Consider the following 9,605-nt stretch of genomic DNA (forward strand, 5'->3'; position numbering starts at 1 on the left):
CGGCGGGGGCAGGTCTCGGGGAGGGTCAGGCTCCGACCCACTCCTCGGTGCCGTCCGAGAACGTCTGATGCTTCCAGATCGGCACCTCGTGCTTGAGGTCGTCGATGAGCTTGCGGCAGGCGTCGAACGCCTCGGCGCGGTGCGGACAGGAGACCGCCACCACCACGGCCAGGTCCCCCACCGCGAGATCGCCGACACGGTGCACGGCTGCGAGGGCGCGCACCGGATGGTCGGCCGCGACCTTCTCGGCGACACGGCGCAGCTCGGTCTCCGCGCTGGGATGCGCAGAGTAGCCCAAACGGGCGACGTCGCTCCCGCCGTCATGGTCGCGGACGGTGCCGACGAAGAGCGCCGTCCCACCCGCCGCGTCGTCACCGACCGCGGCGAAGACCTCGTCCACGGACAGTGGCGTCTCGCGGACCCCCAGCAGGCGGATGGGGTCCTCGGCGCCCTGCTCGCCGGGGTGGTCGGGGTACGTCCCCTGGCCGCCGCTGCCGGCTGTGTCGTACGTCTGTGCCATGCCGGTCATGCTGCCCTACCCGCCGTCGATCCGGAACACCCGGCTTCCCGCGCGCTGCGGCTGTCCGCGCACCCGGAGCACGGCGCTGACGCGGGGAAACCGCCGCCGCTCACAGACCCCGGCGGACCGCCCGTGGGACGTACCGTCGTCCCCCGCAGACCCCGGCGGACCGGCCGTGGGACGTACCGTCGTCCCCCGCAGACCCCGGCGGACCGGCCGTGGGACCTACCGCCGCTCACAGACGCCCGGTGCCCCGCCCCCCGGGGGCGTGCCCGTCCCTCACAGACCACGGCGCTTGCGCGCCCTGCGTACCAGGGCCGCGGTGCCGATCAGGGCCACCGTGGCACCCGCCGCACCGGCCGCCGTCGCCGCCTCCGTGCGGCCGAGGCGCCGCCCGGCGACCGTGTGCCTGCCCGCCACCTCCTCCAACAGTTCGGCGAGCACGTCCTCGTTCGTCCACCGGGGCCGCCAGCCCGCGTCGTGGAGCCTGCTGCCGCTGACGACCCAGGGATACATGGTGTAGGCGAGGTCGGCCGCCGGGGAGGGCGTCAGACCGAGCCGGTGCAGCCGGGAAGCGGCTCCCAGGGCGACGCTGGAGGGCAGCTCCATGCGCCGCATGCCCGTCAGCTGCTCGATCTCCTCCTGCTCCAGCCAGCCGTCGCAGCCGACCGCGACCTCGCCCTCGACCCTCTCCAGCGCCGCGTACTCGAGCGCGGTGACCAGGTCGTCGACGTGGCAGAACTGCCAGCAAGGGCGCGATCCGGCGACCACCAGCAGCCGCGGCGACTCGAAATGGCGGGTCAGTGTGGTGTCCGTGCCCGCGCCCACCAACACGGCGGGGCGCAGCACGGTGACGTTCAGCCCCGGGTGGGCACGGGGAGCGCGCCTGGCCAGGCGCTCGATCTCCAGCAGATCCCCCACGCCGGTGGCGTCGGCTGTCGCCCGCAGCTCCGCCTCTTCCGACAGCGGTACGTCGTTGTCCTGGAACGCTCCGTAGACCATCGCCGAGGTGCACAGGACGACGCGGCGGACACCCGCCGCCGCGGCGGCGGTCAGCACCGTCTGGGTGCCGCGCACGTTGTAGGCGGTGCGGGCGGCCGGGTCGGTCTCCAGGCCGAGGTCGAGCGCGAGGTGGACGACGACGTCCACCGGGTCGCCGTCCCCGCGCAGCCGGTCGGCGATGGCCGGGTCACGCACGTCCAGCGTGTGCCACTGGGCCTCGCTCACCTCGCCCCGCCGCTCGTCGAGGGCGATAACCTGCTTGATCTCCTCGGAGGCCGCGAGCCGCTCGGTGAGCAGCGCGCCGACCCCCGCGGCGGCGCCGGTGACGGCGACGGTCGGGGTTCGCGCTGCGCGAACGTGGGACTCGGAGGAACTCACCGGGCGTCTCCAGTGGTTGTTTCTGGTACGAGGTGCGCAGGCTCCATCCTGCCTGACTGGTGTCTAGGCTGGGGGCAGAGCTCGCAGATCGCACCCAGGACATGCGCGACACGCAGACCGTCCCGGAACCACAAGAACCGTCCGACGAGACAGACGAGACAGAGCCGAGGAAACCCGTGAGTGACACCCCATTCGGATTCGGCGTACCTCCCGAGGAGCCCGAGGACGGGGACGACGGCAAGAAGAAGCCGGAGGGCGGCGGCCAGCAGCCGGGCGGCGGCACGCCCAACCCGTTCGGTTTCGGCGGCGGTCCCGGCTCCGGCGGAGCCGACAACCCGCTCGCCGCGATGTTCGGCTCGCTGGGCGGCGGCCAGCAGGGCCAGTTCGACCCGAGCGACCTGGGAGCGGCCTTCCAGAAGCTGGGCCAGATGCTCTCCTACGAGGGCGGCCCGGTGAACTGGGACATGGCCAAGGACATCGCCCGCCAGACCGTCGCCGCGGGCGCGCAGGACGGCTCCAAGGACGCCTCCGTCGGCCCGCAGGACCGTGCGGCCGTCGAGGAGGCGGTACGCCTGGCCGACCTGTGGCTGGACGGCGTCACCTCGCTGCCGTCCGGTTCCGGCACGGCGCTGGCCTGGAGCCGCGCCGAGTGGGTGGAATCCACCCTGCCGGTCTGGAAGGACCTGGTCGACCCGGTCGCCGAGCGCGTCGGTGCCGCCATGGGCAGCGTGCTGCCCGAGGAGATGCAGGCCATGGCCGGGCCGCTGCTCGGCATGATGCGCTCCATGGGCGGCGCCATGTTCGGCACCCAGATCGGGCAGGCCCTGGGCGTGCTCGCCGGTGAGGTCGTCGGCTCCAGCGACGTCGGCCTCCCGCTGGGCCCCGCGGGCAAGGCCGCTCTGCTGCCGGTCAACATCGAGGCCCTCGGCAAGGGGCTGGGCATCCCGCAGGAGGAGGTCCGGCTCTACCTCGCACTGCGGGAGGCGGCTCACCAGCGGCTGTTCGCCCACGTGCCGTGGCTGCGCTCGCACCTCTTCGGCGCCGTGGAGGGGTACGCGCGGGGCATCAAGGTGGACACGGCCAAGCTCGAGGACGTCGTCGGCCAGCTCGACCCGCAGCGCCCCGAGGAGCTGCAGGAGGCGCTGCAGCAGGGCATGTTCCAGCCCGAGGACAGCCCCGAGCAGAAGGCCGCGCTCGCCCGGCTGGAGACGGCGCTGGCGCTGGTGGAGGGCTGGGTGGACGCGGTCGTGCACGCGGCTGCCGAACCCCACCTGCCGTCGGCCTCGGCACTGCGCGAGACGCTGCGCAGGCGACGCGCCTCCGGCGGCCCCGCCGAGCAGACGTTCGCCACGCTGATCGGCCTGGAGTTGCGCCCGCGCCGGCTGCGGGACGCCTCCCGGCTGTGGGCCTCCCTGGCCGACGCCCGCGGCTCCGAGGGGCGCGACGCCCTGTGGGAGCACCCGGACATGCTGCCCACCGCGGCCGACTTGGACGACCCGGACGCCTTCGTACACCGCGAGCAGCCGGACTTCTCCGAGCTCGACCGCATTCTGGGTGACGCGGCTGCGGGCACCGAACGGTCCACCGAGTCGCCCAGCGAGCCGTCCCCGGGCGACGGTCCCCACGGAGACACCCCACGCCGGGGCTCGGAGGGCACGGACGGGACGGACGGCACCGACCGAACCGACCGGACGGACGGCACCGGCACCGGCACCGGCACCGGCACCGGCACAGCGGACGACGGCAAGGGTCGACGCGGTGGCGGCGAGGCGGACGGCCAGGCGGATGGCAAGGACGAGGGCGGCTCCGGAGGCGGAGAGGACGAGGGCAAGCAGTGAAGGCGGCACCGGGCGCTCTCCACGCCGACGCGGAACGGGTTCTGACCCGGTGGCGCCACTCGGACGGTGACAGCGAGCAGGAGGAGTTGCGTCAGGACTACCTCCGCCACCTGGCCACACACCCGGACGGCATGTGGAAAGCGTGCTCCGCCGGGCATCTGACGGCCAGCGCCCTGGTCGTCGAGCCGGACGGCGGCAGAGTGCTGCTGACCCTGCACCGCAAGCTGCGCATGTGGCTCCAGATGGGCGGCCACTGCGAACCCGGGGACGCCACCGTGGCCGACGCCGCGCTGCGGGAGGCGACGGAGGAGTCCGGGATCACCGGCCTGACGCTGCTGCCCGGCGGCCCCGTCAGGCTCGACAGACACCGCACCCCGTGCGCGTGGCACCTGGACGTCCAGTACGCGGCCCTCGCTCCGGCGGGAGCCGTGGAGGCGATCAGCGACGAGTCACTGGAGCTGCGCTGGGTCGGCCTCGACGAGGTGGCCGAGGTCGCCGACGAGTCCGTGGTACGGCTCGCCCGGCAGACGGCGGCGGCCCTGCGCTCCGCCCACCACCCGGACCCGCTCGTGTGAGCTACGTGGCCGCCGGATGACGGCGCGGCTGTCATGGCCGCCGGGGGTGGCGGCTGGTGGCTGCTGGCTGCTGGCTGCTGGCGGAACAGCTGGTGGCGGCTGACGGCTGGCGGCTGAGGCACCGCACGACTGGCGGCGGCTGGCGGTTGAGATGGCGAGCGGACGGACGTCGGCGGCGACCGCCGTAGGACAACGGGACCGTTGCCCTGCCGGGGCAGGTGATCGTGAGGTCCCTCACCGCCGGCACCCGGGGCAGGCACCGCCTGTGCTTCCGACCCACCTCGACGGCAAGGTCAGATGTCGTCCTCTTCCTTGCCCCCGGAGACGGGCAGATGCGGCAGCCGCTCCGCCGCCGCGACACCCTCCAGGTATCCGCGCGCCCGCTCGGTGCGCGGATACGCCTCCAACAGCCGCCAGAAACGCGGCCCGTGCCCGGGGACGAGCAGATGCGACAGCTCGTGGAGAAGTACGTAGTCGATGACGTACTCGGGCATCCCCTGGAGCCGGTGGGAGAGGCGGATACTGCCCTCCGCCGGGGTGCACGACCCCCAGCGGGTGTTCTGGTTGGTGACCCAGCGCACCGTGGAGGGGCAGGCGTGCCCGTCCAGATACTGCGCGGACAGCTGCGCCGCACGCCGCGCCAGATCGTCGTCGTCCAGCATCCGCCGGCTCTCCTGCGCGGCGAGCTTGTCGAGCATCACGCCGACCCAGCGTTTCTCCTCGTCGGCCGTCATGCGCGCCGGGAGGAGCACGACCGTGCGGTCTCCCTCCCGGTAGGCGGAGACCGTACGGCGACGGCGCGCACTGCGGCGCACCTCGACCGCGCTTGGGCTGGTGCGGCTGGTGCTGTTCAGCGGGTCGGCGGGCACGCCTCGACGTTACCCGCTGACGGCGGAGGAAGTCAGCGCCCCGTATTTGTACGACTAACACGGATGCCTGTGGATAACTCAGCGCGTCGATCGGGCGGTCGGCCGCATGCTGTCGGCGTCGGTCAACGAAAGTGATCGTCACCACCGAACGACGGCCGGGCCGGGACGGGCCCGCCCCTTGCCCGGCCGTCCCCGGCATCGAGGAGCAGCATGCATCCGATGATCAAACCCGCACTGCGTCGTGGCTGGCGCGACCGCGAGACCGTGCAGTACGGCGTGGCGCCCGCGCACGCCGTACTCCTGGGGCCGATGGGTGACGCCACGGCCGCCTTCATGGAGTTGATGGACGGCACCCGCAGCATGGAGCGCCTCCAGCAGGAGGCCCACAGGCTCGGTCTCGCGCCCCAGACCCCCGGCAAGCTCACCGAACGGCTCGCGACGGCGGGGGTGCTGGACGACGCGACAGCCGACCGTGCGGCCTCCGCGAGCGTCACCGACCGGTTACGGCCGGATCTGGCCTCCCTGTCGGTGGTGCACCGCGAGCCCGGAGGTGCGGTGCGCCGTCTCGCGGCACGCCGCGAGGCCCGCGTACAGGTGCGGGGCGCCGGCCGCGTGGGCGCTGCCGTGGCGGCCACACTGGCGGCGGCCGGTGTGGGACAGGTGGATGTCGTGGACGGCGGAGTGGTCGAGGAGTGGGACACCGCGCCGGGCGGGCTCCCGGCGGACCAGGTGGGAACGCGTCGCGATGTGGCGGCACGCGGCGCGGTGCGGGAATCACGCGCCTGGAAGAGCACGGCGCGAGGAGGCGTCGACCTGGTGGTCATCGCGCCGCGCGACGGGCTGGACGCCTACGCCCCTGACCCGGAGGTCGCCGAGCGGTTCCTGTCCGCACGGACCCCGCATCTGTACGGCGGCGTGGTGGAGGCCACCGGCGTGGTCGGGCCCCTGGTGCTGCCCGGTTCCTCGCCGTGCTCCGACTGCCTGACGCGCGCCAGGGCGGAGCGGGAGCCGAGCTGGCCGATGCTGGTGGGCCAGTGGCGGACGGCGAGCAGGCGGCGCACGGGGGTCCCCGCCTGCGACACCGCGCTGGCCACCATGGTCGCCGGAGCCACGGCCTCCTACGCCCTCAGCTACCTCGACGGCGACGGCGCGTGCGCGGTGGGGTATCGCCTGCGGTTCGCTCTGCCCCACCTGTTGCCGGCCACCGAGGAGTTCACCGCGCATCCCGAGTGTCCATGCGGTGCCGCTTCCGTGAGCGCCCCGCCCGTGGACTCCGCGAACGGCCGCCCGCACGCGACAATGACGGGGTAGCCGTCGTCCTCGGTGCCGTCTCGATCGAGCTGTCAGTGGAGTTGGAGGGGCGCATGACTGATCTTCCCCGCAAGGCGGTGACACGTACGGCCAAACTGGCCGCCCTGCCGTTGGGTTTCGCGGGCCGCTCCGCCTGGGGGCTGGGCAAGCGTCTCGGCGGCCTCTCCGCCGACCTGGTCGGCCAGGAGCTGCAACAGCGCACCGCCGAGCAGCTGTTCAAGGTGCTCGGAGAGTTGAAGGGGGGCGCCATGAAGTTCGGCCAGGCGCTCTCGGTCTTCGAGTCCGCGCTCCCCGACGAGCTGGCCGGCCCCTACCGCGCCACGTTGACCCGCCTCCAGGAGGCCGCCCCGCCCATGCCTGCCGCCACGGTGCACGCGATCCTGGCGGAACGGCTGGGAGAACAGTGGCGGGAGCAGTTCGCCGAGTTCGACGACAAACCCGCGGCAGCCGCCTCCATAGGCCAGGTGCATCGCGCCGTCTGGCACGACGGGCGCGACGTCGCCGTAAAGGTGCAGTACCCGGGTGCGGGCGAGGCCCTGGCCTCCGACCTCGCCCAACTCGGACGCTTCGCACGTCTGCTGGGCCCCCTCGTCCCCGGTATGGACATCAAGCCGCTCATCACCGAGATGCACGAACGGGTGACCGAGGAACTGGACTACGGCCTTGAAGCGGAGGCCCAGCACACCTACGCACAGGAGTTCGCCGAAGACCCGGACGTGGTGATACCCGACGTGGTGCACCAGGGCGAGCAGGTGCTGGTGACCGAATGGCTGCCGGGCACACCGCTCTCGGAGGTGATATCCGACGGCAGCCAGGAGGAGCGCGACCGTGCCGGGCAGCTGCTGAGCCGCTTCCTCTTCTCGGGGACCATGCGCACCGGGCTGCTGCACGCCGACCCGCATCCGGGCAACTTCCGCCTCGTGACCGACGGCAGGACCACGCCCGGGGAGTGGCGGCTCGGAGTGATGGACTTCGGCACCGTGGACCGGTTGCCGGAAGGGCTCCCGCCCACCATCGGCGCCGTGCTGCGGCTGATACTCGACGGCGACGCCGAGACCGCCTATGAGCTGCTGCGGGAAGAAGGGTTCGTCAAAGAGCGGATCGAGCTGGATCCCGAAGAGGTACGGGATTATCTGCTGCCCATCATCGAGCCTGCCCACGTGTCCGAGTTCACCTTCGGCAGGGAGTGGATGCGGGGGCAGGCGGCCCGCATAGCCGACCCGCGCTCCCCCGCCCACCAGTTGGGCCGGCAGCTCAACCTGCCCCCCTCCTACCTGCTCATCCACCGGGTGACGCTGAGCACCATCGGCGTGCTGTGCCAGCTCGGCGCCACCGTACGGATGCGCGACGACATGGAGAGCTGGGTCCCAGGTTTCGCCCCCACAAAGCAACCTCCCCGGCCCGCCGGCCCTGCCGAAGCCACCAAAGCCACCGGAGCCACCGAGGCCGCTGAGACCGCTGAGACCACCAAGTCCGCCGAGGCCGCTGAGACCGCCGGGTCCGGAGAAGCGGAGCCGTCCGAAGCCGCGTCGTGACCACGGGTGTCGGCCCCCGCCCGCCCCGGGCACGGATGCCCTGAGGCCGCCGCTCGCACCGCAGGGCCGCCACCCAGCGTCGCCCATCGGCCGCGCGGCTCCCCCGAACGGCGAAAGAGCCGGGGCGAACGCCCCGGCTCTTTCCGCAGACGGATCCGCGGATGTTCCCTACTGCATGACGGCCATGGCCAAGGCGCGCCGCGCCTTGAGGGTGGCCCGTTCGGCCCGGCGCTGGAGGCGGCGGGCGGTCCGCAGTCGCAGCGCCCGCCGCTCCGCATCCGCCTCCCTCAGCCTGTCGTGTATGTGCACCCTCGCCAGGCTTTCTGGCATGAGTTGCATGTCGCGGTTCCTGTTCTGACGGACGAGCGTCGCGTCGGAGTGTGAGTGGGAGCGGGCGGTGATCTCGCGGGTGGATGTCATCGTTGGATCCTGCTTCGTGAGGTGGCGCATACGGGGGTCCAGCGCCGACGGGTTGTCGATCGTTCCGGCAGCCGCCGTGCGGCGGGCGGCCGAGCCGTGGCGGCGGGGGCTCATGCCGTCACCGGGTTCTTACGCGGACGCCCCCGCGGACGCTTGCGCGGGACGACAACGCCCTGGACGAACAGCTCGCCGCCCCAGACGCCCCAGGGCTCCCGGCGGTCCTTGGCGCCGGCGAGGCAGGCCTCACGCAGCGGGCAGGTCTGGCAGAGGGACTTCGCGTACTCGACGTCGGCCGGCGCCTCGGCGAAGAAGACCTCCGGGTCGTAGGAACGGCAGGGCACGTCGACGCCGAGGCGTTCGATCGCGTCGTCGAGCTCGGTGAGGGTGAACTGCGGGGCGGTCAAGGAGTCCTCCGTGGTGGCATCAGGCGGCAGAGAAGGCGCGGGGCGCAACGGGTTGGGGTGCGTCTCGGTGTGCACTGTCGGTTCTTCCTGTCTGTCGTGTGTCTGTTGTTGGTCGGTCCGGCTGGTGGCCGGTCGGGGCAAACAGAAGGGCCGCGGATCCCGGTGTGGGTTCCGCGGCCCTGGAAGGTGCCGACCTGATCTCGCCGATCAGGCTGGATCTCTCCAGGGATCGAGCCCACGGAAGGCCCACATGGTGTAGCGCTGCGTCTTCTGGCGTCCCTCGCCGGCACCGTCGGCCACGAAGCCACTGGCAAAGGCCACTGCTGCCCGTGCCTGTGCTGCTGCCTCGGGTGCCTGGGTCGGTCGCTCATTGCCGCCCAGCGCGACACCGGACACACCGGTGCCGTGGAGGCGGGAGCCGAGCAGGCAGGCGCGAATGACCGAGTGATCAGTCATTTTGATCTTCGTCTTCATCGTGGCCACTGGTCTCGCCTCCTCTCGGCGTCTCGGGGACCGGCCGCGAGGGCCGATCCGTAGATGTTCAGGACTGAGTAGAGCATGAAGTGGGCGGGACGAAAAGGCCCGCCCTCTCCATGTCCGGAAGGCTATGAGGCTCCGCACGGCGGGCGCAAACTATTTTTCGCGGCTTTCTGTCACAGCTTCTGTGACAGAGGGAGAGGCCCGCTGTGCGAGGGGAGCACGAGGGGAGGGGGTGCCTGTCTCACGTACCGCTCTGGTGGGCCCTCCCTCCCC

General features: G+C 72.3%; 10 protein-coding genes. 4 read left to right on the plus strand and 6 right to left on the minus strand.

Annotated elements, in window-relative coordinates:
- Positions 1-25: 25 nt before the first annotated feature.
- Complete coding sequence (locus AB8Z75_RS25795; RefSeq protein ID WP_369205964.1) at positions 26-529, minus strand: molybdenum cofactor biosynthesis protein MoaE; 504 nt, start codon at positions 527-529, stop codon at positions 26-28.
- A 270-nt stretch (positions 530-799) separates the two neighbouring features.
- The gene (locus AB8Z75_RS25800) at positions 800-1,900 is read right to left on the minus strand and encodes an SDR family oxidoreductase (RefSeq protein ID WP_369205966.1); all 1,101 of its coding nucleotides are present in this window, start codon (positions 1,898-1,900) and stop codon (positions 800-802) included.
- Positions 1,901-2,076: 176 nt separating this feature from the next.
- Here AB8Z75_RS25800 and AB8Z75_RS25805 point away from each other — a divergent pair, with 176 nt between their 5' ends.
- The gene (locus AB8Z75_RS25805) at positions 2,077-3,738 is read left to right on the plus strand and encodes a zinc-dependent metalloprotease (protein ID WP_369205968.1); all 1,662 of its coding nucleotides are present in this window, start codon (positions 2,077-2,079) and stop codon (positions 3,736-3,738) included.
- Positions 3,739-3,779: 41 nt separating this feature from the next.
- The gene (locus tag AB8Z75_RS25810) at positions 3,780-4,313 is read left to right on the plus strand and encodes an NUDIX hydrolase (RefSeq protein WP_369205981.1); all 534 of its coding nucleotides are present in this window, start codon (positions 3,780-3,782) and stop codon (positions 4,311-4,313) included.
- 293 nt (positions 4,314-4,606) lie between these two features.
- On the opposite strand, the gene AB8Z75_RS25815 is transcribed toward AB8Z75_RS25810, so the two are convergent.
- Positions 4,607-5,182, minus strand: coding sequence for a M48 family metallopeptidase (locus AB8Z75_RS25815; RefSeq protein ID WP_369205969.1), 576 nt, complete (start codon positions 5,180-5,182; stop codon positions 4,607-4,609).
- 210 nt (positions 5,183-5,392) lie between these two features.
- On the opposite strand from AB8Z75_RS25815, the gene AB8Z75_RS25820 reads away from it, so the two are divergent.
- Both AB8Z75_RS25820 and AB8Z75_RS25825 read left to right on the plus strand, forming a co-directional pair.
- Positions 5,393-6,493, plus strand: coding sequence for a ThiF family adenylyltransferase (locus tag AB8Z75_RS25820; protein WP_369205971.1), 1,101 nt, complete (start codon positions 5,393-5,395; stop codon positions 6,491-6,493).
- Positions 6,494-6,546: 53 nt separating this feature from the next.
- Positions 6,547-8,028: an ABC1 kinase family protein gene (locus AB8Z75_RS25825; protein ID WP_369205973.1), complete on the plus strand. Its 1,482-nt coding sequence runs from the start codon at positions 6,547-6,549 to the stop codon at positions 8,026-8,028.
- A gap of 168 nt (positions 8,029-8,196) precedes the next feature.
- On the opposite strand, the gene AB8Z75_RS25830 is transcribed toward AB8Z75_RS25825, so the two are convergent.
- The 3 genes from AB8Z75_RS25830 to AB8Z75_RS25840 all read right to left on the minus strand — a co-directional run bounded on the left by AB8Z75_RS25830 (position 8,197) and on the right by AB8Z75_RS25840 (position 9,335).
- On the minus strand, positions 8,197-8,562 hold the full coding sequence (locus AB8Z75_RS25830) for a hypothetical protein (protein WP_369205975.1): 366 nt from the start codon (positions 8,560-8,562) through the stop codon (positions 8,197-8,199).
- Positions 8,559-8,927, minus strand: a complete 369-nt coding sequence (locus tag AB8Z75_RS25835) for a WhiB family transcriptional regulator (RefSeq protein WP_369205977.1) — start codon at positions 8,925-8,927, stop codon at positions 8,559-8,561. Before AB8Z75_RS25835 ends, AB8Z75_RS25830 begins: the two co-directional genes overlap by 4 nt.
- Before the next feature lie 132 nt (positions 8,928-9,059).
- Complete coding sequence (locus AB8Z75_RS25840; protein ID WP_369205979.1) at positions 9,060-9,335, minus strand: hypothetical protein; 276 nt, start codon at positions 9,333-9,335, stop codon at positions 9,060-9,062.
- Positions 9,336-9,605: the final 270 nt, after the last annotated feature.

This window comes from Streptomyces sp. PU-14G, assembly GCF_041028275.1.
Classification (GTDB): Bacteria; Actinomycetota; Actinomycetes; order Streptomycetales; family Streptomycetaceae; genus Streptomyces.

Excerpts from the sequence above, each read along its gene's own strand:
- AB8Z75_RS25825 (WP_369205973.1), top strand. The coding sequence starts at position 6,547 with ATGACTGATCTTCCCCGCAAGGCGGTGACACGTACGGCCAAACTGGCC.
- AB8Z75_RS25795 (WP_369205964.1), bottom strand. The coding sequence starts at position 529 with ATGACCGGCATGGCACAGACGTACGACACAGCCGGCAGCGGCGGCCAG.
- AB8Z75_RS25820 (WP_369205971.1), top strand. The coding sequence starts at position 5,393 with ATGCATCCGATGATCAAACCCGCACTGCGTCGTGGCTGGCGCGACCGC.
- AB8Z75_RS25830 (WP_369205975.1), bottom strand. The coding sequence starts at position 8,562 with ATGAGCCCCCGCCGCCACGGCTCGGCCGCCCGCCGCACGGCGGCTGCC.